General features: G+C 37.3%; 22 protein-coding genes. 11 read left to right on the forward strand and 11 right to left on the reverse strand.

Annotated elements, in window-relative coordinates; all coding sequences use genetic code 11:
• Window positions 1-8 precede the first annotated feature (8 nt).
• The 7 genes from LC418_RS03580 to LC418_RS03610 form a co-directional block, all read right to left on the reverse strand.
• Window positions 9-1,601, reverse strand: coding sequence for a SulP family inorganic anion transporter (locus tag LC418_RS03580; RefSeq protein ID WP_111958904.1), 1,593 nt, complete (start codon window positions 1,599-1,601; stop codon window positions 9-11).
• A 138-nt stretch (window positions 1,602-1,739) separates the two neighbouring features.
• A complete protein-coding gene (locus tag LC418_RS03585; RefSeq protein ID WP_040993425.1) occupies window positions 1,740-2,039 on the reverse strand; it encodes a hypothetical protein in 300 nt (99 codons plus the stop codon).
• Window positions 2,040-2,060: 21 nt separating this feature from the next.
• Window positions 2,061-2,729, reverse strand: coding sequence for a carbonic anhydrase (locus LC418_RS03590; RefSeq protein WP_111959041.1), 669 nt, complete (start codon window positions 2,727-2,729; stop codon window positions 2,061-2,063).
• Window positions 2,730-3,077: 348 nt separating this feature from the next.
• Window positions 3,078-8,009 (reverse strand): T9SS type A sorting domain-containing protein, encoded by a 4,932-nt coding sequence (locus LC418_RS03595; protein ID WP_223558130.1) that lies wholly within the window; start codon window positions 8,007-8,009, stop codon window positions 3,078-3,080.
• Between the two features lie 436 nt (window positions 8,010-8,445).
• Window positions 8,446-8,997: a serine acetyltransferase gene (locus tag LC418_RS03600; protein WP_223558131.1), complete on the reverse strand. Its 552-nt coding sequence runs from the start codon at window positions 8,995-8,997 to the stop codon at window positions 8,446-8,448.
• 11 nt (window positions 8,998-9,008) lie between these two features.
• On the reverse strand, window positions 9,009-10,160 hold the full coding sequence (locus LC418_RS03605; RefSeq protein WP_223558132.1) for a glycosyltransferase: 1,152 nt from the start codon (window positions 10,158-10,160) through the stop codon (window positions 9,009-9,011).
• Window positions 10,161-10,724: a DapH/DapD/GlmU-related protein gene (locus LC418_RS03610; protein WP_223558133.1), complete on the reverse strand. Its 564-nt coding sequence runs from the start codon at window positions 10,722-10,724 to the stop codon at window positions 10,161-10,163. It abuts the gene before it with no gap.
• A 44-nt stretch (window positions 10,725-10,768) separates the two neighbouring features.
• Here LC418_RS03610 and LC418_RS03615 point away from each other — a divergent pair, with 44 nt between their 5' ends.
• From LC418_RS03615 to LC418_RS03625, 3 genes are read left to right on the forward strand one after another with little or no spacing between them, the layout of a single operon-like run.
• Window positions 10,769-11,743 carry a 3-oxoacyl-ACP synthase III family protein gene (locus LC418_RS03615; RefSeq protein WP_223558134.1) on the forward strand — a complete coding sequence of 325 codons (975 nt, stop codon included), beginning with the start codon at window positions 10,769-10,771 and terminating at the stop codon, window positions 11,741-11,743.
• Between the two features lie 30 nt (window positions 11,744-11,773).
• Window positions 11,774-12,007, forward strand: coding sequence for a hypothetical protein (locus tag LC418_RS03620; RefSeq protein ID WP_111958916.1), 234 nt, complete (start codon window positions 11,774-11,776; stop codon window positions 12,005-12,007).
• Window positions 12,007-12,765 carry an SDR family NAD(P)-dependent oxidoreductase gene (locus LC418_RS03625; RefSeq protein ID WP_223558135.1) on the forward strand — a complete coding sequence of 253 codons (759 nt, stop codon included), beginning with the start codon at window positions 12,007-12,009 and terminating at the stop codon, window positions 12,763-12,765. The genes LC418_RS03620 and LC418_RS03625 overlap by 1 nt, the downstream gene beginning before the upstream one ends.
• On the opposite strand, the gene LC418_RS03630 is transcribed toward LC418_RS03625, so the two are convergent.
• Genes LC418_RS03630 through LC418_RS03640 form a run of 3 tightly spaced genes read right to left on the reverse strand, consistent with a single transcriptional unit; the run spans window position 12,762 to window position 15,316 of the window.
• Complete coding sequence (locus tag LC418_RS03630; RefSeq protein WP_223558136.1) at window positions 12,762-13,928, reverse strand: glycosyltransferase; 1,167 nt, start codon at window positions 13,926-13,928, stop codon at window positions 12,762-12,764. The genes LC418_RS03625 and LC418_RS03630 overlap by 4 nt on opposite strands.
• Complete coding sequence (locus LC418_RS03635; protein WP_223558137.1) at window positions 13,928-14,767, reverse strand: glycosyltransferase family 2 protein; 840 nt, start codon at window positions 14,765-14,767, stop codon at window positions 13,928-13,930. Before LC418_RS03635 ends, LC418_RS03630 begins: the two co-directional genes overlap by 1 nt.
• Before the next feature lie 6 nt (window positions 14,768-14,773).
• Window positions 14,774-15,316, reverse strand: coding sequence for an acyltransferase (locus LC418_RS03640; protein ID WP_223558138.1), 543 nt, complete (start codon window positions 15,314-15,316; stop codon window positions 14,774-14,776).
• A gap of 105 nt (window positions 15,317-15,421) precedes the next feature.
• Between LC418_RS03640 and LC418_RS03645 the strand changes: the two genes are divergently transcribed.
• The 8 genes from LC418_RS03645 (at window position 15,422) to LC418_RS03675 (ending at window position 22,220) form a co-directional block, all read left to right on the forward strand.
• Entirely contained in the window at window positions 15,422-16,192 is a 771-nt protein-coding gene (locus tag LC418_RS03645; RefSeq protein WP_111958926.1) for a class I SAM-dependent methyltransferase, read from the forward strand.
• Between the two features lie 128 nt (window positions 16,193-16,320).
• On the forward strand, window positions 16,321-17,349 hold the full coding sequence (locus LC418_RS03650) for an acyltransferase family protein (protein ID WP_223558139.1): 1,029 nt from the start codon (window positions 16,321-16,323) through the stop codon (window positions 17,347-17,349).
• 30 nt (window positions 17,350-17,379) lie between these two features.
• Window positions 17,380-17,511 (forward strand): hypothetical protein, encoded by a 132-nt coding sequence (locus LC418_RS20875; protein WP_262901760.1) that lies wholly within the window; start codon window positions 17,380-17,382, stop codon window positions 17,509-17,511.
• Between the two features lie 8 nt (window positions 17,512-17,519).
• Entirely contained in the window at window positions 17,520-19,247 is a 1,728-nt protein-coding gene (locus LC418_RS03655; RefSeq protein ID WP_223558140.1) for an HAD-IIIC family phosphatase, read from the forward strand.
• A 7-nt stretch (window positions 19,248-19,254) separates the two neighbouring features.
• Window positions 19,255-19,494: an acyl carrier protein gene (locus LC418_RS03660; RefSeq protein ID WP_111958932.1), complete on the forward strand. Its 240-nt coding sequence runs from the start codon at window positions 19,255-19,257 to the stop codon at window positions 19,492-19,494.
• Window positions 19,494-19,874: a VOC family protein gene (locus tag LC418_RS03665; protein ID WP_111958934.1), complete on the forward strand. Its 381-nt coding sequence runs from the start codon at window positions 19,494-19,496 to the stop codon at window positions 19,872-19,874. Before LC418_RS03660 ends, LC418_RS03665 begins: the two co-directional genes overlap by 1 nt.
• A complete protein-coding gene (locus LC418_RS03670; protein ID WP_223558141.1) occupies window positions 19,874-21,292 on the forward strand; it encodes an MBOAT family O-acyltransferase in 1,419 nt (472 codons plus the stop codon). The genes LC418_RS03665 and LC418_RS03670 overlap by 1 nt, the downstream gene beginning before the upstream one ends.
• Before the next feature lies 1 nt (window position 21,293).
• On the forward strand, window positions 21,294-22,220 hold the full coding sequence (locus tag LC418_RS03675; protein WP_223558142.1) for a hypothetical protein: 927 nt from the start codon (window positions 21,294-21,296) through the stop codon (window positions 22,218-22,220).
• A gap of 71 nt (window positions 22,221-22,291) precedes the next feature.
• Here the strand turns inward: LC418_RS03675 and LC418_RS03680 are convergent, their stop codons facing one another.
• Complete coding sequence (locus LC418_RS03680; protein ID WP_111958940.1) at window positions 22,292-23,230, reverse strand: glycosyltransferase family 2 protein; 939 nt, start codon at window positions 23,228-23,230, stop codon at window positions 22,292-22,294.

A 23,230-nucleotide genomic window follows, 5' to 3' on the forward strand; every position in this document is an offset into this window, starting at 1 on the left:
TAATGAGCTTACATAGCTCTTCTGTGGGTGATAAGGATGTGAGAGTCTTCATCTGTTTCATAATCCTTGTATGAAGTTTTGAAGCCTAAAAGTTCCACATTAATATCTTCTTCTTTGGCCCGGATATTGGCGAAATCCTGGATCATTTCCAGTACATCTGTAGCAATATATGAAGTTCCCCTTGCATCGATGGTCACAGTAGAATTGGGTTTCACATTTTTTAATGTTTTTTTGATGGCTGCCTTATTCAGGAAAGAAACTTCTTCAGCAAGCTTAATATTGATTTCATCGGCATCATTCAGCTTTTCTCTGCTCAGATAATAAGCACGCTTCATATTTCCCTGTAGGATATAGAATACGGAAATAGCCAGGCCAATACCCACTCCTTTAAGAAGATCGGTTGCCACAACAGCTACAACAGTAGCGACAAAAGGAATGAACTGGAATTTACCCAAATGCCAGAAATGCTTGAATGTGGCAGGTTTTGCCAGTTTATATCCTACAAGAATCAATACTGCAGCAAGTGTAGCAAGCGGTATTAAATTCAGTATGAATGGAATAGTAAGCACACATACCAATAAAAGGACACCGTGAATCACAGCTGAAAGTTTTGAAGTGGCACCGGCGTTGGCATTGGCAGAACTCCTTACCACTACAGATGTCATTGGCAGGCCTCCGATAAATGAACTTATTAAATTTCCGATTCCCTGTGCTTTAAGCTCAAGATTGGTGTCGGTAATTCTTCTCTGCTTATCTAACCTATCTGAGGCTTCAATACAAAGCAGGGTTTCAATAGAAGCTACAATGGCAATAGTTGCCCCTACTATCCATACCTTAGGGTTGGTGAATCCATTAAAATCAGGCATCGTAACAAGATTTTTGAAATCATCCAAGGACTGCGGTACCGGTAATGAAACCAAATGCTGAGTATTGATCGCCAAAGAGCTGCCGGACAGTTTGAATGCTTCATTCAGAAGTATGCCTGCCACTACTGCAACCAATGCTCCGGGAAGCATTTTCATTCTTTTTAAAGCTGGAATTTTATCCCATGCAATAAGAATACCTACAGAAACCAGCGTTACCAGGATAGCTCCTATGTGTATGGCTCCGAATAATTCTGTAAAGTATCCGAGATTTAAACCATTGTCAAAAATAGATTCATGACCTTCGTAATCTTTATCGAATCCCATGGCATGTGGGATTTGTTTCAAAATAATGATGATACCGATAGCGGCAAGCATCCCCTCTATAACATTATTCGGGAAATAATTGGATATACTTCCGGCTCTGATGAATCCCAGGATTAACTGGATAAGTCCGGCAATGATTCCTGCACAAAGGAAAAGCTCAAAAGCTCCCAGATCTGTAATAGCTGTTAGAACAATAGCTGTAAGACCGGCTGCAGGACCAGATACCGATATATTTGAATTACTGAGAAATCCCACTACTATTCCTCCTACAATTCCGGCAATTACACCCGACAAAGGTGGTGCCCCTGATGCTAAAGCGATTCCGAGACATAATGGAAGCGCGACTAAGAATACAACGAGCCCAGAAGGGAAATTCTCCTTGATTCCTCCTATAAATGATGTTTTTTTCATGATGTTTTGAAAAATACTATAACCGATTGATCTGTCTTTAGATAATCAATTATAAAAGATTGGAAATTTAATTTTAAAGCACAGGTATCCGATATCAACGTTGATATGAATACTATGAAATCTAATGATACTTAAAAATTAAGCTTCCGGAGGCGGAGAAAATATGGTAAGTAGCGGCGACAGATGAAAGGAATCATCTATCAGCTCAAAAGACACCCCCTGAAGATCAGGCTCGGAAAACTTCACGTAATCGAATACGTCCAAAGTTTTCGGAAGGGTCTTTTCGTAAACAATAAAGGATGATGGGTGAGAATGTGGTTCTTCTTCATTGATGATTACATTGGTCCTTGCTATATCCCAGCCTGCAACCGCAGCAATGCCCGGCAGTGCTGTGAAGTTTAGGAAGAAGGTCAATACAATAATACTCCAGAATTTCATCTTACATTCATTTTAGAAAAACTAATCTGTTTTTCTGCTCATTACCCAATCAGAACTTGTAAGGTTGTAGATTTTTTGGATGTCTTTCAGAATTTTCTCGAAATCAATTTCCAAATCAATGATCTTACCTGTTCTAAGGTCAAATACCCAGCCATGTACAATAGGATATTCATCTATGATGTATCTTTCCTGTACGCAGGCCATTTTAATCACGTTGATGCACTGCTCCTGAACATTCAGTTCTACAAGTTTGTCATAACGTTTTCCTTCATCTTCGATAGCGTCTAATTCAGTCTGGTGCAATCTGTAAACATCACGGATGTTCCTTAACCAAGGGTTTAATAACCCAAGATCCTGAGGGGTCATTGCTGCTTTTACTCCGCCACAGTTGTAGTGTCCGCATACGATAATGTGTTTTACTTTAAGGTGTTCTACAGCATATTGAATCACCGCTGTGGAGCTCATGTCTAAAGTATTTACAACATTAGCAATGTTTCTGTGGACAAAAACTTCTCCAGGTTTTGCACCCATAATCTCTTCCGCTGTAGCTCTGCTGTCTGAACATCCGATATATAAATAATCAGGATTCTGAGTTTTTGCCAGCTCGTGAAAGAATTCCGGGTCTTGTGAAATTTTAGACTCTACCCATTTTCTGTTGTTTTCGAAAATAATTTCGTACGACTGTGACATAATTTTAAAAATTAAAAAAGGTTTATAATTATTTATTTCGTTTAAATTATTTTCAAATTCAATAGATTAAATCAATAATTATGCAAAAATATAATTTTTGCCGAAAAAGCAGCTACTTTTAACAAAATTTAATATTAAAATATGCTTAAAATCATGTTTAAAATGGCTGCTACATGGTGTTTCCATACAATTTCTTTAGAAAAAATGATTATTCACACTTCAAGAAACTTGGATAAAATTACAAACTATAAATGATAAAAATTAAAATTGAGGATTAAAATATTCTTAATTCTATAAAAAAACCGCCTCATTTTTGAGGCGGTTCAAATTTTAAACAGTTGTTTTCTGTTATTGTTTAATAATTTTCACTATTGTTTCAGAATTATTGATTCTTACTAAATAAATTCCGGATATTAAAGATGAAAGATCTGTTCTTTCGTTTTCAAACTTACCTGATTTTACCAGCTGACCGGATAGGTTGTAAATCTGATAATAATATTCTTTAGCGATATCATTTCCTTTGATATACAGCATATTCTTCACAGGATTCGGGAAGAACTCAAGTTTGTTCTGAGCTACTTTTTCCTCGATCACTGATTTTGCAAGAACATTGTTTGCCTTAGCTAAAGCATTTGGCGCAACTGGGATGGTGAACGGTTCATACCTTCCTATTTCATTTCCATTGGCATCGTATTTAATTTCAGCACAACGGCAGGACATAGCTGCCTGCGGACGGAAACCGAAAGTTGGCGTTAAGAAATAATAAGGATTGGAAGTTGTTTTAAATAGCATCCCTAAAGAGCTTCCACCACTACCTTGGCTGGCGGATGTCCAGATACCAGAATACTGGAAAGCCTTTAAACCTGAGGTGCCATTAAGATAATCGCTCATCGCATTACCTCCGTTAAAACCTCTTATACCCGTATTAGGAAATAAACCTATATTGTATTCTGGTCTATTTAATATATATCCGTAAGCTACGGCTCCTTTTCCTGAATAATAGGCATATAGAGTACCGCCGATATAGTTATATTTAGCCGGGTCGTAATTTTCATACTTCACCAGTGCATTGATATCTCCCGGATCTATACCATAAGCAGTATTAAATTGCTTATTATAGAACCAAGGTGTATTTCCTTTTGAAATAAAATTACCAAGGATAATTCCAGTGGAAACGCTTTCAAGATCTACTATTCTCCAGCCTGCAGGACATGGATCGTATGCAGATTTTTCGGTAGCATGCCCCCATCTTTCCGGCATGTTTCCATTCTCATCAGAAACCCAGTCTAATTTTGCTGTATCGGTTTGATATAGATAATTTAGTGGGTTGTTAACAGAATACTTTACTATTTTCTTCAGTTTATCTGCTTTTGAATCGGATGTAGAAACATTAGCGGCAGCTGAATAGGTAGGGTAAGCCTGAGTATAAGAAGTTAAATAATCTGATTCAGGCATATTAGCTGTATAAGGTATTGCCCCGGTAGTAGCATTGGCAGGGTTATTTTGTCTGAATACATTATATGCAGCGTAATTGGTCCCATAGTTATAATAAGACGGTCCCGGATTGTAAAACACTGGCAATGGATCTTTTCTGCCCCATTGATAGTGTAAACCTCCACTTTCACTTATTTGAGCTAATCTGGCTAGTACGGCAGGATTTCCTGTTGGAAAGCTAGCTGTAGTAGGAGCAGCCAGACCTGATGCAAATACGGAACCGGAAGGTTCATAAATATGCTCATTCACCAGCTTATCTTTGGCTCCGAGATCCCTGTCCATAAAGGTCGTTTTCATAGGTACACCTGCACTGGTCATCGGATCTACAAACTGCTCGTTAGCAGGAATAACCCCTCCATTCCCAGCGTTTTCAGGATCTACATCATACTTTGTGATTATAGATCTTGGTGCCCATATATGCCAGCTCCATAATACCGGATCATTATGCTTGTTTGCTGACCAGGTTCCACTACCCATGTGGAACGCAACCACAGCATTACCATATGTTTTTGAATTTAAGGTAACTCTTAATATGGCGCTCTCTATAGGGCCGTCTCCACCTATAATTTCCATTGTTTTGATCAGACTCGTATTGGTGGTCCAGACTACGGATGAGGTTTTCGTGCCGTCTGCCGGGAAAGAGAAGTCCGTACTTAAATGGAGTTTATACATTGCATATGCCTTTCTTAAAGGGATATCAATAATCCTGTCATTATCCCTGTTTGAATCTATACTATTTCCGTTTGGATTGGGTGTTACCAGGTCAGAATTGGTATATTCTACATAACTGTTTGGAAGTTTGGTCCATGATTTTAAAGTTTCAGTAGAATAAATCTCGCTTCCTGAATAAACATATTGAGTGTCAAATTCCTGCGACATAGAGGCGGCGTTAGGGTCATAAATACAACGAACACCACCACTGCCTGTATAAGCACTGCTTGAGAATCTATGCCACCCCGGTCTTGGCTTGGATCCACTTAAAGGATCTGATATTAAAGCCAGTCCGGCAGCTCCGAATGAAGGATAACGTACGCCATTGATAACTTCAGAGGCAGTCATGAATGTAGAAGTTAATAAACCTCCATCAGCACTTTGGTCCTGGAAATTAAGAACCGGCGTGATCCATCCTGTCCCGTATTTTAATGGGCCTGTGCCATTTGGATATGATTCATAATTTCCATTAATAGGGAATTTGCCCAGATTCATTCCTGAAACCCCTGAAAAATCGAATCCAAACTGAGGATAAACCTTTATGCCCGGATAGTCTGCATTTAATGTAGTAGCATTGAATTCCGGGTTAACGGTATTTCCGGTATGTTTTCCCCAAGGGCTGTATCTGTTTTCATCCGGCATTGGAGTTCCGGAATTTCTTCCTCCTGAAAAATAACTTGAAGGGACTCTCCAGTTACACGGACATGGGTCATATGATGATTTCAATGCGTATCTGGTACTGGCTTCCCCAACAACAGCATCGTCTATATCGGAATAGTTACCCTGACGTGTATCTCCCCAAAGATCCCACGCAATGATGTTTTCACGGTAAGGAGGTTCATATTTCTTATATTTTTGCTTCGAGAACCATGTAGTAATTCCTATTGATGTCCAGCTGTTATCACCGTTCTGTTTTAAAAAGTCTTCACCATCATTTGATAATGTCTGGTCTTTTGTAGCAACAAAAATTGGTGTTGCAATAAAGCTGATAGGGTTTTGAATGGAAAACCGGATGTTTCCGTTTGGCGTATCTGTCCCCGTATTGATTTGGGTAGAATATTTATTACCTCTTACTTTTATGAATTTAGACTGGAATGCCGGATCATTATAATTTAGATTAATCTCTCCATTAATAGGATACAGGCTTAAGTCTTTAAGTCCGAATGGCGGGAACGGGTCTTTTCTTCCCCACTGATACTGTAGTCCGGCTGATTTATGCCAGTCGTTTCCAACGAAACTTGCATTGGTAGCACCCAGGTTTCTGTCCATCCATTTCCAGTTTGTCACGGTATTTCCATCTTTATTCTTTTCAAATCCATGATGGTAGGTACTTCCATTGATTCCCGGATCATCGGTAACCCATACGTGCCATGACCAGTAGATTTTGTCATTTACTTTGTATGATATTACTGCATTACCTTCTTTTACTTTGTTGACCATTACCTTGATCCTGGCATTTTCTCCTGTCCCTTCTAAAGCAACGGATTTTATAAGTCCTGGTTCATCTTCCCAATATAGTCCTGCCTTTGCAAGTCCCTGCTCAGGAATAGGTGTATAGTTGCCACTGTCATCCTTCATAAAATCTCCACCTTTGGACCACATTTCGTGGGCTTTTTTCACAGGAATATAAAGACCGTCCACATTAGTATTGTTTTTTGGATCCTTACCTGTGAAGATATAACTGTTCGGAGCTTTGGTCCAGTCTGCATAATCAGATTGAGCGCCGGCATTTATAGTAAAGCAGGTAACAGGACAATCCTCCGTGGTTGGATTTCCGAAAATTCCTACATATTTTATAAATTTGTTGATCTCACTTTCTATATCCATCAAAGGTCTGGACGGACCATTCCAGCCAGTGATCACTTTTCGGTTTCTAATAGCTCCAACACCATACAGCGAAGCCTGGGAAGTATTACTTAATGAAAAATTCTCAGAACCCGGCCCTCTTTGTTTGTTATTAAGCGGAGGGTAACCAAAATCATCAGTAGTATTATAGTTGCTTATGGCAGTAAGGGAAACGTATTGTCCATTAGCTTTATAAACTCTTAGTCCTGTGATCTTACTGATAACAATAACTACCGGCTGCTGATTGGCGAAAACATCACCCAGCTTTTCATTGATGTAATTATAAAGGTTGTAGTATCTGTTAAGAAGAGAATTAGGATTGGTAAAGTCTAAATATCCTCTTCCCCAGTCTTCTCCTCCTTCTTCCGGAGGTAAGAACCAGTTACTGAAGTTAATAAAGAAACTTTCATTAGAAAATTTTCCGGCAAACATATAAACCGGATCATGATAAGAGAACTCAAAGGGACTTGTATCACTATTCTGATAAATATATTTTTGGGAACTTGCAATAGTAGCAAGATTATTAGGGTTTGTAATATTAACAACCGGTGAATTAGCGTTGGCATTATCCAATGCTGCATTTCCCTGGAAAGATAAAACAATATCATCCAGTTTTCTTGCCAAATGCTGCGAAGTCACCCTGTCTTTTACTCCCGAAACGGTTCCGTTGGAGTTGTATAAAACGGTTCCGTTTTTTTTAGGCGTGAATAGAATAGTGTATTGGTTTTCATCCAGGTCGCAATTGGCGTAAGCATAATTCGATTGTTTGTAATGGCTTACGGTTTTGTCCCAAATGACGGACTGCCAGTTGGTAATGGTGGCGTCTGAGCTTAATTCAACCTTAACGGAGTGCGTATTCAAAGCCGATTGAGGTAATTCAAAATTGGCTGTAAGCTCTTCATTATATTCATAGTTGCCGGCAAAAGTCTTACACCATAAAGAGACCCAGTTGTTTTGGGCGTCTTTGTACTTGATGGTAACTTTTACATCTCCGGCGGTATTGGGTTTCTGGAAGTTTCCTTTAATAACCACTAACCCCTTTTCATTCACATTTTGTGGAATGACGATAAGAGGATCCAGATCATAGACACTCGGTGGGAGAGGTGCCCTGTATTTGAATCCAATACTGATCTCATGATGTCCGGGGACGGGAATTGCCCTCGGGAAAGCATGAGACGATGCAATACAAAATACTGCAGCAAAAATCTTTAGTGTCGATTTTTTTTTCATACGTATAAAATTAAAAGTGTTTTTGTGCGAAATAGGATACTAGGCTTTATAAACTGTAGTAAATGACTAAAAACAGTAATATTCCAATCCCAACCTGGTTATTGGTAAATGGAGCTTTGCAATAAATAAAATATTTACCGGTTTTTATATAAAGACTAGGTTGGTGATTTAGATCAGATTCGTGAAAACAGGTTTCAGGAATGATAAAAATGGGGCAATATAGAAAACTGCGCCATGCTTAGAAAGTGAATTTTTTTCCATGTTGTTGTGTTTTAAAGTTATATTGTGTTTTTTTGAAAAGAGTTTAAAATTTTAAGCTTGCTCAAATCTTAAAAACTTTTTAACAAAAGTCGATAAAAAAATATTTCCCTACAATAGGGAAATTAATTTTTAAGGAAAATGTTATATAGATTTATAAATTTATAACAAGGATTTTTTATATTTTATTATTGATATAAGCTTCTGTAGCACTTTCTGTCGGGTAAATTGTTCCGGGATTTCCAACTACCACAGAATTGGCAGGAACATCAAAATTAACATACGAATTGGGTGCAATTAAAACATTGTTTCCGATAGTAATTCCACCTACAATTACGGCATTGGCTCCTATCCATACTTCATCACAAATTGTAGGGAAACCTTGAAGCTTACCTCTGTTTTGTTGGCCGATCGTAACGCCTTGCGCAATATTGCAGTTTTTCCCGATTTTAGCTTTAGGATTGATCACTAAGCTTCCCCAGTGGCCTAAGTAAAACCCTTCTCCAATTTCCGTTTCGGGATAAATCTGATAGCCGTATTTTATTTGATAATGTCTGAGGACAAACTTCCAGAATATTCCTAAAACAGGGGTTTTATTATATTTCTGAGCTTTTCTTAGGATATAAATAAAATGCAGATTCGGATTGATACATTTTTTCCAGATCTCAAATGAAGAGAGCCATTTTCCGCTTTCCCTGTAAAAATCCTTTTGTATGACAGTATAATCCATTTTAAGCTTTTTTATAATTCATCAATGATTTCCTGAAGCTGTGCCACAGATTTCTGCAGTACAAAAGGCAGATCAGTCATTGCAATTTCTTTTTCATAGTGAGCTGCAAGCTCATGGTTGGTAAGAAGCTTCTTCATCCCCTCATAAATTCCATCCTCTGAATTTGGAATAATGACACCCAATTTTCCTTCTTGGAGAAGATCTTTTATTCCTGAAACATCTGTAGAGACAATCGGTTTGTTCAAAATCAAAGCTTCCGCGATAATGGTAGGGAAACCTTCATGTCTTGAAGACATCACATAAAAATCAGCCCTTTTCAGATAAGGGTAGGGATTACTTCTGAAGCCTAGCATTTTTACAGTTTCCTGAAGACCCAATTGGTTAAGTTTGGTCTGAATATTCTCAAAATCAAAACCATCACCAATAATGATGATCTGGTGTTTCAGTCCCTCGTCGATCAGTTTTTTATGCACTTCCAGAAGCCTGTCGTAGCCTTTCTGCGGATAAACCGTCCCAATGGTGATAAAAGTAGGAAGACTACTGGAAAAAGGATAATCATCAATTGCTGTATTTGCCTTGTTGAGAGTATCATCTTTATCTATCGGGTTATAAATTTTAATAACCGCCTGCTTTTCCATATCAGTTTTTGCCACCTTCTGCATTTCCTCTTTCAGTTTATTGGAAATAACCAGTATCCTGTCAAAGCGGAAAAGCTGTCTGATCACATCCGGCGTATATTCTTTCAGATTAAAAATGTCGTTCTGTATCCAGATAATTTTTTTTGAATCCTTTTGAGGACTGGAAAGAAGTTCTCTGTACATTCCGTGAATAGCTGCTATTTCTACGTCGTACTTTTTATTTTTCAGAATAAACCGGTAAAGAAGAGCCGGAAACCAGAGAAATAGCTTCTGATAAAGCACTCTGAATGCTTTCACAGGGATTTCGTGAGGTCTGTTGGTGGTAATCATCTCACCCTTAAGAAGATATTGCAGATTGACCCATGACGGAACCTCCTTGATATACATTCCTGTATAAAGATTGATCAGCAGATCTATTTCATATTTATCTTCAGGAAGGTTTTTGAGAAAGTTGATGAGAACTTTTTCTGCACCGCCATGCCGGAGAGAGCCTATACGAATAAGAACTTTCTTTTTTTGTGACATTTATTTTTTTACGGGTTTATAATTGTGAGGGAGATTTTTGATGAGGTATTTTTCTAAAGCAGATCGGTCAGCTTCCAGCTCTAAAGGGTAAACCGTATTGTTGTCTAATAATTTTTCGCCATACTGCTCAATGGTACAGATAAATTTTGCAGGAGCTCCTGCATACACTGAATTATCAGGAATGGAACTGCTGACAACACTTAATGAACCTACAATACAATTGCTTCCGATAGAAACCCCGGGTAAAAGAATAGTGCCTTTTCCAATAAAAGTATTGTTGCCGATTTTTATTCTTCCGAAAGTTCTCCCATTTTTATATTTCTCAATTCTTTTGGTTACCCGGCCATCTCCACCGTGATTGATGAAAGAAACACCCTCTGCAATCGTTACATTATCACCCATTTCTATAAGAAAACATTCTGAGCCAAAGTTTGGAATACCTTGAACATACAGATTGTCACCAACTTTCATTCCTCGATGAATGGCTACTTTTATAGCAGCATTTTTCACTAAGTCTTCATACAGGGAACGGATTTTCAATATGATTCTAAATAGGAGCATCATTATTGTGAATTTGTTTTTTATTTTTACAAAGAAAAAGAATTTCTATGATAAAAGTTTCCAAAATAGAATATTATTTGCCCGATAAGGTTCTGACCAATGAGGACCTAGAGAAAGAATTTCCTGACTGGAGCTCTGATAGAATTCATGAAAAAATAGGGATCAGACAGCGCCATATTTCTTCAGACAACGAAACTGTTCTTGAGCTTGCTGTAAAATCTTCAGAAAAACTTTTCGCGAACTATGACAGGAATAAGGTCGATTTTATTCTCTTTTGTACCCAGAGTCCGGATTATTTTCTTCCCACTACCGCCTGTATTCTTCAGGATAGACTGGGCCTTAGAAGGAATATCGGAGCAATGGATTTTAATCTTGGGTGCTCCGGATTCATTTATGGACTGGCTTTTGCTAAAGGATTGGTAGCAGCCGGTATTGCGAAAAGTATTTTACTGATCACATCAGAAACCTATACAAAGCATATCAATCCAAAAGATAAAGCCAACCGAAGCATATTCGGGGACGCATCAGCTTCTGTAATTGTAGAGAAGGATAAAAATGCTAAGGATTATCAGTTCTGCCTGGGTACAGACGGGAGTGGTGCCGAAAATCTTATTGTAAAGAAAGGAGCTTTCAAAAAAGATTTTGAGCTTAATCCTGAAAATGATTTTGATCCGGAGAATCTTTACATGAACGGACCCGAAATTTTTAATTTTACCATCGAAAATATTCCGGGACTGGTAAAGGAAACTTTGGAAACAAATGGGCTGACGATAGAAGATATTGATCATTTTGTTTTCCATCAGGCCAATTCTTTTATGCTGAATTATTTAAGGAAGAAAACTAAAATACCGGCAGAAAAGTTTTATATCGATATGGAAAACACTGGAAATACTGTTTCGGCAACCATTCCAATTGCCCTGAAAGATATGATGGAAAAGGGAATGCTGAAAAAAGGAGACAGGGTATTGATGGCAGGTTTTGGAGTAGGATATTCCTGGGGAGCAACCGTGCTGGAAATTTGAAATAGAATATAATGTAGTAAAATAAAATATATGAAGACATCCGTTTTTTTAGAGAAATTGCAAGAAGAATTAGAAGAAAAGGAAACATTAACAATCGAAACAAACTTAAAACAGCTGGAAAGCTATGATTCCATCAGCCTGCTTTCTGTAATTGCATTTGTTGATGAGAGTTTCGATAAGAAAATTGATTCAAATTATTTTAAAGATATAGAAACTGTTTCTGATCTTATGAATATTATCGGTAAAGAAAACTTCGAAGATTAGTGAATCAGTTTTCTTTAAAAGACAAAATAATTCTTATTACAGGAGCTTCTTCCGGTATCGGGAGAAGCTGTTCTGTAGAATGCAGCAAGAGCGGAGCAGATCTTATCCTTATTGCCAGAAACGAAGAAGAGCTGCAGAAAACAGTATCTCTGCTGGCTCCGGATAGCAAAGCTGAAACCATTATTGCAGATATCACTAGAGCTGAAAATCTTGAAGAACTGATCGCTGAAAAAGTATTGGTTTTAGGTAAAATCTCAGGATTCATCCACTGTGCGGGGATAGAAAAAACACTTCCTCTGAAAAAACATACTCCCCAGCTTTATGCAGATATTTTTGCAGTCAATGTCATGTCAGGTTTTGAAATTGCCAAAATTTTATCCCTCAAAAAATATAAAAGTGAAGTTGCCAGTTTTGTCTTCATTTCTTCAGTAGCAGGAATGGTGGGCGAAATAGGAAAATCAGCTTATTCAGCAAGTAAAGGTGCCGTGATCGCAGGCGCCCGGTCCATGGCTATGGAGCTTTCAAGAAGTGGAATAAGGGTGAACAGCATAAGTCCGGCAATGGTAAATACTCCGTTGCTCGAAAAAATGTTTGAAAACGTTGGTGAGGAGGCTGCAGAAGAGATCATTAAAAAACATCCGTTGGGAATAGGGCAGCCTGAAGATGTAGCCAACGCTTGTGTTTTCCTGCTTTCGGATGCCTCAAAATGGATTACAGGCTCGAATCTTGTTGTGGACGGAGGATATTCCGCCCATTAATTTTTTTTGTAGAGATCTTCAAGAATTTCTTCCACTGCACTAAAGATTTTCTGATTGTCAAACTGGTCTTCTATGGTTTCCAAGTTTTTTCTGATCCTGGCAATAAGCTCCGGATCTGTAAGAAAAGTCTTCATGGCAGCATACATCTCATTCGTTTCATAATTGATGAGGTAACCGGTTTCTCGGTCTTTGATCATCACTCCTACATCTCCTGTATCGGTAGCAATAATAGGTTTCTGAAGGATTAAAGCTTCAGCGATTACCAGCGGCCAGGCTTCGGATTCGGAAGGCAGAATAAAATAGTCTGCATTTTTCACATAAGGATAGGGATTCATCTTATTACCACTCAAAATAAACGTATCCTGAACATTATTTATCCGGATCTGCTCGGTAAGGTTTTTCATTTCTTCACCGCTGCCTATAACGATAATATTATGATGGTAGCCTTCATCAATTAATCTTTTGTGGGCATCAATAAGTTTATGGTATCCTTTTCTGTCGTGAAGACGTCCTACGGAAACAAAAACAGGGCCCTGAGGAAGAGGTTCTATTTTTTCCTGTGCTTTTCTCTTGATTTCGTCAATAGGAATGGCATTGATCACTACACTTTCTTCAGGATACTTCAGTTCCGGATAATAGGTATGCATCAGATCTTTGATTTTCTGTGAACAGTAAATCATATGGTCAAACTGTGAAAAATTATCCAGAATATCAGGAACCAGCGGCTGTAATTTAGGTAGATTAATTTCAGAGTGAAACCATCCTAATTTCTTAGAGGCTTTGTTGCTGGAATTGATAACAGATGAAAATGCTGAATAAGTAGGAGCGATCTCTATATCGAATTTTTTGTTTCCTAAAAGACGGTCAGAGATTGTATGGCTTTTCAGTGCGCGGGAAAGTTTTAACCTTCTGCGAATCAATTGGATTTTTTGGATCAAAGGATTTTTGGATAAATCTTCTTTTCCGTCAGCAAAATATATCTTTTTAACATGTTTAGGGAATTCATCCCTTAGCTCACCCTGATTCAGATTCAGACATACGGTTATATCAAATTTTTCAGGACTGAGATTATTAAGAATACTGAGGATTACTTTTTCCACGCCGCCCATCTCCATGGAACGGTGTCTGAAAAGGACTTTTATTTTCTGATTTTCTGCTGGCATTACCTGAAAAGTTTTTGTAAAGTAATAGAGATTTTTCTTTTTATCCTATATGGAACCGAATTCTGGTATTCCAATAGTTTGAAAATTTCCTGCTGTCCGGTATAGGTTTCCGGAATTTTCATCCCGTTTATGCTTTTAATATTCCTTCGTTTCATCGCATTGAAAACCACCTGGGCAAAATATTCGTAAGATTTTGCTTTATTCTCGTTTTGTGAAATTCCGCCTGTATGGGTTCTGTAAAGATAATTGGTGTCGTCGATAAAATAAACATCGCCTTTTTCATACATCTTTAAATAGAGATCCTGATCCTCAGAGATCTTCAGCGCAACATTCATTTTCTCAGTCTGTTCATAAATATCTTTTCTGAACGTCACAAAATGAGCAATCTGAATAGGATAATTAAAAAAATACGGATCTTTATTCTGAACCTGCATGGCAGATTTAAACGGAGCGATAGGCTTCAGATCCTTATCACAGCTCATAAATCGCGAATAGGCCAATACTACGTTCTTTTTCTGCACGAATACATTTACTGCCTTTTCAATAGCATGAGGAAGAATAGCATCGTCAGGGTCTACAAAGCCGCAGATGTCTCCCGAAGCAAGATCAATAAGTTTACTTTTGGTAACTCCCACGCCGGAATTTTGTTCATTTTCGAAGAATTTAAACCGTTCGTCACCGGCAATGATGGCTTTTATCTGTGTCTTTTCTTCATCGGACGAGGCATCATCCAGAATGATGGCTTCCCAATTTTTGTAGGTCTGGGCAAGTAATGAGCTATAACAGTCTTTGAACAGCATAGCATTATTGTAATGGGCAATAAGTATTGAGAATTTCATCTGAATTTAAAGGGAATTGAATACTAAATCCTGCTTGTTAACAACCTGCGTATTGGCAGGAACATCTTTGAATATGGTACATCCTGCTCCGATAATGCAGTTGTCACCTATTGTAACACCTTTCAGCACTGTAACATTACTTCCCAGCCAGCAGTTGCTGCCTATTTTTATGGGAGCTTTAGTAAATTTAGAAGAATGGAGCTTGAAGGTAGGAGAAGTGTCATAGGTATGGTTATGATCATAAAGTCTGACATTTTCACCAAACAATGTATTTTCACCAATTGAAATATGTTCAAGACAGTTGATCGAGCAGAAGTTATTCATGAAAAAATGGTCACCTATTTCTAAGTTGGCATCTTTCATCATCAGGATACAAGTGTAATTTCTGAATTCCACAGACTTTCCGATGCTCATGCTTTTTATATCCTTATCCAGGATAAAGCGTCCACCCACGCCCAATCTGATATTTTCAAAAAATACTTTAGGGTTTTTTTTCAGAATAGAAAGCTGTTGCCTTCTGTATATTTTTTCGAAAAAATTGTAGAACATACAGGAGTTTTTAATTTTTTTATTTCACTTGGGCCTCACAAATATAATCTGTTTTTACATAATTGAGAAAAAAATATTTATTTTTGCGGTATTAAATACAACACAGTGAGTGAAATAACAAGGGTTCTCAAGACATTTATAGGGTATTTGAAAAGACCCGATCTTTATCCGGAACTGGGCCGGAAAATAATTAAAAATACAGTCAACAGAGGCAATGCTTTCAAAGGAAAGGAAAAAACAAATTCCTGGGCTGCCGGAAAAGCTGTTTCCCAGGCAGAGGCTGTTTCAAAATTGTTTGGGTTTGATATAGATGCTTTTCGTAAAGATTATGCAGAAGTATTAAAAACTGCAGAACAAAAGGAAAAGGCATGTCCTGTAAAAATGGGGGGTCCCGGTGCTTTGGAGCTGATGTATTATGCATGTGAATTTTCCAATGCAAAGCATGTCGTGGAAACAGGTGTAGCATATGGATGGTCATCGTTGGCCTCACTTCTGTCTCTTACAAAAAGAGACGGAACACTGTATAGTTCAGATATGCCATACCTGGCACAGGATGGAGATCAATATGTAGGCTATGTGGTACCGCAAAACCTTAAAAAAAATTGGAAATTATTCCGTTTTGCAGATAAAGAATCGCTGCCTAAGATTTTTGCTGAAAACTCAGTTTTTGATGTCCTTCATTACGATTCTGATAAGAGTTACAACGGGAGAATGTGGGCCTATGATGAGCTGTATAAGCATCTGAAAAAAGGAGGCGTTTTCATCAGTGATGATATTGGTGACAATTCTGCTTACCAGGATTTCTGTGAAAAAAACAGTATAGAAACAACGGTAGTGGAATATGAAGGGAAGTATATCGGGGTTTTTGTCAAATAGTTTTAGAGAAGATTAATTGTTCGGGATGTCCGGCCGTATTTTCATGACGGGCGGGAAAGTGTTTAAAGGTCTTCTAATATTTTTTCCTTAACTAATATTATTATAAAACTGTTGAACAGTTCTTGTGAATGAAGATAAGCCAGATTACCTTTACCAGATTCCTTGCAGCTATAGCTATAGTTATTTCTCATTTTAATAAAGATATGTTTGTTTATAAAACAGATTATATTTCAAATATCTTTTTAAAGGCGAATGTTGGGGTAAGCTACTTTTTTATTCTTTCTGGATTTATTATGATCGTAGCCTATCATAAAAAAGAGAAAATAGAGTATATTGAATATTATAAAAACAGGTTTGCAAGGATCTATCCGTTATATGTAGTGGGGCTGCTGCTCTACCTGGTCACCAGATATTCAAATTTCAGCATTATCAATGTTTTTTTATATCTGTTTGGGCTGCAGAGCTGGATTCCGGGTAAGGCAATGATCCTGAATTTTCCGGGATGGTCTATTTCTGTGGAATTTCTTTTTTATCTGATTTTCCCGGCGCTGTATAATTATTTTTACTCCAAAAAAAATAAAAGCATATGGGTGGCAGGTATCGTGCTGTGGATCATTACCCAGGTATTCTCCCATCTCTATGAAGCTTCACCATCCTACAAAGGCCCACATACGGAAAGCCATGAATTTCTATATTATTTCCCACTGATGCATGTAAGTGAATTTTTGGTGGGAAACCTTGCCGGATTATTCTTTGTGAATAATTTTAAGCAGAAAAATTATGATATTCCTGTCATTCTGGTCTTTGCATCTGTAATGCTTTCACTCATCTTTGTTCCTCTTTTTTATCATAACGGACTTATGGCAGTGCTTTTTATTCCGCTGATTCTTTTAATTTCCTGGAATAACGGGCTGGTGACAAAAATTTTGGCGTTAAAACCATTGGAATATTTGGGTGAAGCGAGTTATGCGGTATATATTACCCATATCCCTATTCTGTATATTCTGAGGGAAATTCTGAAACGACAAAATTATAAATTTGATATTAACAGTGTGTTCTGGATTTATCTGGCTGTACTTATCATTACCTCGATGCTGTTCTATCAATTTATTGAAAAACCACTTAGAGATTATCTTAAAAAATTAAATCTCAGATAAAATCTTTATTTTTGCAGCAAAACAAACACAATGAAAAAAAATACGAATGTTCCCAAAGCATGTAGAGAATACAGATACACTAAAGATCCGGAAGCCTTTAAAAGAAATAATACGGAACTGGCAGCATTGAGAACTGGTACATTCATATTTTTAATAAAATAAAAGAATTCATGTACAAAACGTTTTCAGAACTGAAAAAAGGCCTCCGAAGAGATATCCCACATCTTAAAAAGATCAAGGTGGCATTACTGGGTGATACTGCTACACAGTTTCTCAATGTTGCTTTGAAAGGGACCGCTATGAACGAAGGCTTTGAACTTGAAATTTTCGAAGCTGATTTCGGTCAGATTTCACGGCAGATCTTAGATCCTACTTCGGAATATTATGAGTTCAACGCAGATTATACCATCATCTTTGAATCTTCTCATAAATTATTGAGCCAGTATTATAAGTCTTACAATACACAGACTGCTTTTGCGGAAACCAAGATTTCTTATATTGAGGATCTTTACCGCACGATTCAGAACAGAACTAAAAGCAGGGTGATTTACTGTAATTTTCCGGCGATCAATAATCAGATCTTTGGCAACTTTTCCAATAAGGTAGAGTCATCCTTTGTTTTCCAGCTGAATAAACTCAATTACTTGCTTTCGGCGGAACTGGCGATCAAGAATGATAATTTTTTTATTGCAGATCTACTTTCGATCCAGAATAAGTGGGGAAGAGATTTTATGTTCTCTCCGAACATTTATGTGAACACAGAAATGGTGCTTTCCCTGGATGTTCTTCCAATTGTTGCCCACCATATTAACAATATTATTTCCTCTCTTGAAGGAAAGTTTAAGAAATGTCTGATTCTGGATCTGGACAATACCACATGGGGCGGAATTATTGGTGATGACGGCCTGGAAAATATTCAGATAGGAAGTTTGGGGATAGGAAAAGCATTCACTGAGTTTCAGTACTGGATCAAAGCACTTCAGAGAAGAGGTGTAATCCTGGCTGTTTGCAGCAAGAATGATGAAGATAAAGCTAAAGAGCCTTTTGAAAAGCATCCCGATATGGTCCTTAAACTGGATGATATTGCTGTTTTTGTGGCTAATTGGGACAATAAAGCGGATAATATCAGGAAAATCCAAAGTATTCTTAATATCGGATTTGATTCCATGGTGTTTCTTGATGACAATCCGTTTGAAAGAAATATCGTACGCGAAAACCTTCCTGAAGTCTGCGTTCCCGAATTGCCTGAAGATCCGGCAGAATATCTGGAATATTTATACGGACTGAACCTTTTTGAAACATCCAGCTTCTCGGAGAATGATGCGGAACGGACCAAACAATACCAGGTTGAAGCACAGAGAGCAGTTGATCTGGACAGCTTTACCAATGTGAAAGATTTTTTGAAAAGCATGAATATGGTTTCAGATGTGAAATCTTTCAACAGCTTTTCAAAACCTAGAGTTTCACAGCTGACACAGCGTTCCAATCAGTTTAATTTAAGAACGGTGAGATACACGGAACAGGATATCGACAGCTTGATCAATTCCGGGAATCATTACACTATTTCCTTCACACTGGAAGATAAATATGGCGATAATGGATTGATCTGTGTAATTGTTTTGGAAAAGAAAGATCCGGAAACCCTTTTTATAGATACCTGGCTGATGAGCTGCCGTGTATTGAAGAGAGGAATGGAAGATTTTACGCTCAATACTATTGTGGAAACGGCAAGAAAACATGGATTTAAAAAGGTTGTGGGAGAATATCTTCCTACGGCAAAAAACCAGATGGTAAAAGATCATTATGAAAGATTAGGATTTACCGAGCATAATGGACAGTGGATTCTAAATGTCGACGAATATCAGTCAAAAGAAGTATATATTATTAATAAAAATTAAATAAAACATGGATAAGAACGAAATTTTGTCTAAGCTTACCAATGTCTTCCGTGACGAATTGGATAATGAAGATATTGTATTAAACGCAGAAACTACAGCCGAAGATGTTGAAGAATGGGATTCCCTTTCCCACATTCAGTTAATTGTTGCGGTGGAAAAAGCTTTTGGAATCCGTTTTACCTCTTCTGAAATTCAGGGATGGAATAATGTAGGTGAAATGGCTGATTCTATAGCTTCAAAACTATAATGAAATTTCATCATGTTGGAGTTGCCTGTAAAGATATACAGGCAGAGCTCCAGAATATACGAACGCTCCATAAAATTATTGAAGAAACTCCTGTGGTTTTTGATGTCAATCAGCAAGCGGAGCTTTGTATGGTAACCGTGGAAGATGGTTTAAACATTGAGTTGGTTTCCGGAAAACCTGTAGAAAATCTTTTGAAAAAGAGAATTTCATATTATCATATCTGCTATGAAGTTGAAGATATTGAAAAAACAATAGAACATCTTACCCAAAACGGAGGCATGCTTATTTCTCCTCCTAAAGAAGCTATTCTTTTTAATAACCGGAAAGTGGCTTTCCTGATGCTTTCTTATGGAATTGTTGAACTTTTAAACAGTAACTAATGCAGTTTACATCATTAGTATTCATCCTTTTTTTCTCAGTTGTATTTGCTGTGTATTGGTGGGTTTTAGGTAAAAGGCTTAAAGCTCAGAATATATTTTTATTATTGGCCAGCTATGTATTTTATGCAAATTGGGACTGGAGGTTTTTAATACTTTTGATCATAAGCTCAGGGGTTAGTTATTATTTGGGATTAAAAATCTCTGAGAGTAAAACTCCTGGAAGAAAGAAATTTTTAGTTAATCTCGGGCTTCTTTTCTCCATTGGAACCCTGTTTTACTTTAAATATTTTAATTTTTTCATAGATTCTTTTGCACAGCTGTTCAATATTAAAAGTACACTTACTTTAACAATAATTCTTCCTTTGGGAATCAGTTTTTATACCTTTAGGATGATAAGCTATCTGCTTGATATCAAGAATAATAAATTGAAGGCAGAGACAGATGTGCTTGCATTTTTTAATTATATTGCTTTTTTTCCGAGTATGACTTCCGGACCTATTGATAAGGCCGGTTTGCTATTACCACAATTGAAGAAAGAAAGGGTTTTTACATTAGAAAACGGTTCAGATGCTGCCCGGCAGATTCTTTTGGGGGCATTTAAAAAATTAGTTGTTGCTAACAGTATCAGCCCCATTACTCAGGAAATATTTCAGAACTATGATCATCTTTCAGGCAGTACTGTTGCTTATGGAATGATTTTATTCCTTTTTGAGATGTATGCGGATTTTTCCGGATATTCTGATATGGCAATTGGCTTTGCCAAGCTTTTGGGATTCAAGATCACGAAAAACTTTGCCTTTCCGCTATTTGCACAGAATATTGCTGAATATTGGAGAAAATGGCATATTTCACTCACTTCCTGGTTAACGGAATATGTTTTTACTCCCTTGGTCATTCAGTTCAGAGATTATGAAAAGAAGGGACTGATTGCTGCCATTATTTTAAACTTTATATTAATCGGAGCCTGGCATGGACCAAGATTTACGTTTGTGCTGTTTGGACTGCTGCACGGGCTTTATTATGTCCCATTGATTTTAAAAGATAAACTGAACAAGAAGAAAAAGTTTTCAAAGACTGTTCCTACCTTTCAGGAATTTGGAAATATTTTGCTGACGATGACGATGGTTTGTTTTGCCTTGGTCCTTTTCGTTGCTCCAACACTTAGTGATGCATTGGGAATGTACAGAAGAATTTTCAGTTTATCCGTTTTTTCAGTTCCGGAGTATATAAAAATTAAAATTTTAGGATTAATAGGAATTATAATATTGATGGACTGGCTGAATAAAGATAAAGAACACGGTCTTGAAATCAGCAGGTTTAAGCCTGTTACGAGAAGAGTTTTTTACGTATGTCTTATTTTCATGATTTTATATTTCGGTGTATTTGGTAATAGTAGTTTCATCTATGAACAGTTCTGATATGAAAAAGTTTTTATTTAAAATATCCTTTTATATTGTTGCAATTGTTGCCGTTCTATTGTTGCTGGGAAGTTATGCAGATGGTAATACGGATGATAATTACAGACATTTTACAGGTCCTAAACCTTCCAATATAATTATGGGAGATTCCCGCGGTTCCCAGGCTTTGGTACCGGATGTTCTGGACAGGAAATTTAAGGACAGGAAATTTGATAATTTTTCTCTCAATCTTACTGAGTCACCTTACGGCCAGATCTATCTTGAAGCGGTAAAGAAAAAGCTTCATCCTGATACAAAGGATGGCATCTTCATCCTGACTGTTAATCCCTGGAATGTATCTACAGGTAAAGATGTAAAAGATGCTAAAGAATATACTGAGAATACTTCCGCATTGGCAGATATGCATTTTTATGAAATGGCACCTAATTATGAGTATCTTTTAAAGCATTATCCTAAAAGCTGGTTTAATATCTACAAAGACAGGGAAGCAGGGGGAAGGTCCAATACCTATCTGCATAAAAATGGCTGGATGGAAGTAACGGTTGATATCAATCCTGCTGATTTAAGGAAACGAGAGGCCAGTAAAATAATCCAGTACAAAGAATTTGCAAGCACCCAAAAAATATCACAATACAGACTGGATGCCCTGCAAGACATCATTCAATACCTTAAAACTAAAGGAACCGTTTATATTGTAAGAATTCCCGGGTTTAAAGGAATTATGGAAATAGAAAACAAATATTCTCCGGATTTTAGCAAAAAAATAGAATCAATTGCTCAAAAAAAAGGAGTGAGATTCTTAGACTTTTCTATGCAATCCGATCAATATATCTTTACAGACGGAAATCATATGTACAAAGAATCCGGTAAAATATTTACTGCTCAGATAGCCGATTCTATTCTTCTGGATAAGAAAAAAAATAACTGATATCCTATCCTGTTTTGAATAAAGGCTGGAAGAGTGAAGATGGATGCCGGAAGTTACTGTAGGCTTCCTGCTTAAAACAGGTTTTTCCGGAAATTAATATTAAATAAGCCTGAACGGATACTTGGGTAATCTGTAACCAGATATTTAGCAATCATTCCCCATTTTTTGAAAGTCGGTGCAATGGCGATCTCAAAACTGCGAAGCATTCTATTGATGTGAATTTTTACATGTTGTGGAACGGTTTTCTCATTTTCAGCCCATTTATTTAATTCTCTCCAAAGCATAACACGCGTTTTGGCAGGATTTATTTTCCCTGAATCTACTTTAGTAATTCTGTTGTTCTCATGTACGCCTCTTAAGGCAATAGCTTCATCATTAATACCTGTATAAAGCTTAAGGTAATAAGCGAATCTTATCACGATCTCCGAGTCTTGGTGAAGTCGGAGAGAGGTTTCGAAAAATCTGTCCATTTTAGACAGTGAGGATTTCCTTAGAGTTAAAGTATCTAGGTGAATAAGCCCGAAAGTTCCGCGTAAACTTATCAGTCCCTGATAAACATCTTCGGGATTGGTTTTTTTATATACGGTATCCAGTTTATCTTTATAAATAGGATAGTACTGTTCTCTGGCCTTTTCTGAATAATATTTTACCCCGATTGCCCCATACACACCTTCTACATCAGGATTTTTAAAAAGCTCTCTTTCCGCATCGAATCTGTTGGGCAAATAATAGTCATCCGCATCCAGAAAGGCGATAAAATCTCCTGTTGCTTTTTCCATTCCTAAATTTCTGGAAGCTCCCGCACCATGATTTCCTTTGTCAGGATGCTGGAAAAGCTTAATCCTGTCATATTTTGCGGCGAGTTCCCGGCAAACATGAAGAGCATTATCCGGAGACTTGTCTTCAACTAAAACAACTTCATATACTTCTTCGAACTGAAGAGCTGATTCTACAGCCTGTGAGACATATTCTTCAGCATTATAAACGGGAATGATTACGGATATTTTCAT

The sequence above is a fragment of the Chryseobacterium lathyri genome (assembly GCF_019970085.1).
GTDB classification, from domain to species: Bacteria; Bacteroidota; Bacteroidia; order Flavobacteriales; family Weeksellaceae; genus Chryseobacterium; species Chryseobacterium lathyri.

Excerpts from the sequence above, each read along its gene's own strand:
- LC418_RS03585 (WP_040993425.1), bottom strand. The coding sequence starts at position 2,039 with ATGAAATTCTGGAGTATTATTGTATTGACCTTCTTCCTAAACTTCACA.
- LC418_RS03605 (WP_223558132.1), bottom strand. The coding sequence starts at position 10,160 with ATGTCACAAAAAAAGAAAGTTCTTATTCGTATAGGCTCTCTCCGGCAT.
- LC418_RS03665 (WP_111958934.1), top strand. The coding sequence starts at position 19,494 with ATGAAATTTCATCATGTTGGAGTTGCCTGTAAAGATATACAGGCAGAG.
- LC418_RS03610 (WP_223558133.1), bottom strand. The coding sequence starts at position 10,724 with ATGATGCTCCTATTTAGAATCATATTGAAAATCCGTTCCCTGTATGAA.
- LC418_RS03590 (WP_111959041.1), bottom strand. The coding sequence starts at position 2,729 with ATGTCACAGTCGTACGAAATTATTTTCGAAAACAACAGAAAATGGGTA.
- LC418_RS03620 (WP_111958916.1), top strand. The coding sequence starts at position 11,774 with ATGAAGACATCCGTTTTTTTAGAGAAATTGCAAGAAGAATTAGAAGAA.
- LC418_RS03650 (WP_223558139.1), top strand. The coding sequence starts at position 16,321 with ATGAAGATAAGCCAGATTACCTTTACCAGATTCCTTGCAGCTATAGCT.
- LC418_RS20875 (WP_262901760.1), top strand. The coding sequence starts at position 17,380 with ATGAAAAAAAATACGAATGTTCCCAAAGCATGTAGAGAATACAGATAC.
- LC418_RS03580 (WP_111958904.1), bottom strand. The coding sequence starts at position 1,601 with ATGAAAAAAACATCATTTATAGGAGGAATCAAGGAGAATTTCCCTTCT.
- LC418_RS03595 (WP_223558130.1), bottom strand. The coding sequence starts at position 8,009 with ATGAAAAAAAAATCGACACTAAAGATTTTTGCTGCAGTATTTTGTATT.
- LC418_RS03660 (WP_111958932.1), top strand. The coding sequence starts at position 19,255 with ATGGATAAGAACGAAATTTTGTCTAAGCTTACCAATGTCTTCCGTGAC.
- LC418_RS03635 (WP_223558137.1), bottom strand. The coding sequence starts at position 14,767 with ATGAAATTCTCAATACTTATTGCCCATTACAATAATGCTATGCTGTTC.
- LC418_RS03640 (WP_223558138.1), bottom strand. The coding sequence starts at position 15,316 with ATGTTCTACAATTTTTTCGAAAAAATATACAGAAGGCAACAGCTTTCT.
- LC418_RS03600 (WP_223558131.1), bottom strand. The coding sequence starts at position 8,997 with ATGGATTATACTGTCATACAAAAGGATTTTTACAGGGAAAGCGGAAAA.
- LC418_RS03655 (WP_223558140.1), top strand. The coding sequence starts at position 17,520 with ATGTACAAAACGTTTTCAGAACTGAAAAAAGGCCTCCGAAGAGATATC.
- LC418_RS03670 (WP_223558141.1), top strand. The coding sequence starts at position 19,874 with ATGCAGTTTACATCATTAGTATTCATCCTTTTTTTCTCAGTTGTATTT.
- LC418_RS03615 (WP_223558134.1), top strand. The coding sequence starts at position 10,769 with ATGATAAAAGTTTCCAAAATAGAATATTATTTGCCCGATAAGGTTCTG.
- LC418_RS03680 (WP_111958940.1), bottom strand. The coding sequence starts at position 23,230 with ATGAAAATATCCGTAATCATTCCCGTTTATAATGCTGAAGAATATGTC.
- LC418_RS03630 (WP_223558136.1), bottom strand. The coding sequence starts at position 13,928 with ATGCCAGCAGAAAATCAGAAAATAAAAGTCCTTTTCAGACACCGTTCC.
- LC418_RS03675 (WP_223558142.1), top strand. The coding sequence starts at position 21,294 with ATGAAAAAGTTTTTATTTAAAATATCCTTTTATATTGTTGCAATTGTT.